Genomic DNA, 1,017 nt, shown 5'->3' with positions numbered 1-1,017 from the left:
AGTTTGGGCGATAAAGAGTAATTGTGTCTCGTATCTCAGTAGAAAGAAAAGAAGCTATATTAAAGAAGCTGTTGCCTCCCTATTCGATGTCAGTGAAAGAAGTATCGGAAGAGGAAGGAATTAGCACTGCGACCCTGTATCATTGGCGGCAGCAACTCAGAGGTTCAGGAGCCGCCGTGCCAAATAACAACACTTCATCAGAGCAGTGGTCTGCTCAAACTAAACTCGCCATTGTTGCCGAGACTTACTCGATGACCGAAAGTGAACTCAGCCAATATTGTCGAGAGAAGGGCTTGTACCCTGAGCAAGTACAGACTTGGCGGAATGAGTTTGTTCAAGGAGTCATGTCGAACAAAGAGAGTGAAGCACAAGCCAAAAAACAGGCTAAAGCTGACAAACTTGAAATCAAAGAATTGAAGAAAGATTTACGACTCAAAGAAAAAGCGCTCGCTGAAACGGCCGCCCTCTTGGTACTAAGAAAAAAGCTGAGAGCCTTTTACGGGGAAGAGCCAGAGGACGACTAACCTCAACCGATGAAAGGCAAATCATAGTGACTCTTATCCTTGAAGCGAGGCAATACGGATGCCGTTTAGAGCCAGCTTGCCATGAAGTTCAAATTGACTTGAGAACGTATCGTCGCTGGTATCAGCAAGGTGAAGTTCAAGCTGACAAAAGGCCGATATGCGGTAGAACTGAGCCTGCGAACAAGCTATCTCAACAAGAGCGTGATGCGATTATTGAGGTGTGTAACCGCTCTGAGTTCGCAAGCTTACCTCCGACTCAAATCGTCCCGACACTGCTTGATAGAGGTGAGTATATCGCCTCTGAGTCAAGTTACTATCGGATACTGAGTGCACAGGGGCAACTAAACAAACGAGGTCGTCAAAGAAGTAGGCAGAAGCGTGCGAAACCAACAAGTTACACAGCTACAGATTCGAACCAAGTCTATACATGGGATATCACTTACTTACCTTCAAAAGTTCGAGGCCAACACTATTACCTGTATGTCATCGAGGA

General features: G+C 45.8%; 1 protein-coding gene and 1 pseudogene. Both read left to right on the top strand.

Going from position 1 to position 1,017, the window contains the following annotated elements; genetic code table 11:
* The first annotated feature begins 23 nt into the window (after window positions 1–23).
* Entirely contained in the window at window positions 24–524 is a 501-nt protein-coding gene (locus AB6E08_RS23395) for a transposase (RefSeq protein ID WP_372160362.1), read from the top strand.
* Between the two features lie 26 nt (window positions 525–550).
* Window positions 551–1,017 (top strand): annotated as a pseudogene (locus AB6E08_RS23390) (IS3 family transposase); the annotation flags it as partial.

The sequence above is a fragment of the Vibrio sp. 10N.247.310.24 genome, from assembly GCF_041467175.1.
Classification (GTDB): domain Bacteria; phylum Pseudomonadota; class Gammaproteobacteria; order Enterobacterales; family Vibrionaceae; genus Vibrio; species Vibrio tasmaniensis_A.
This window is presented reverse-complemented; position numbering and strand designations above follow the sequence as displayed.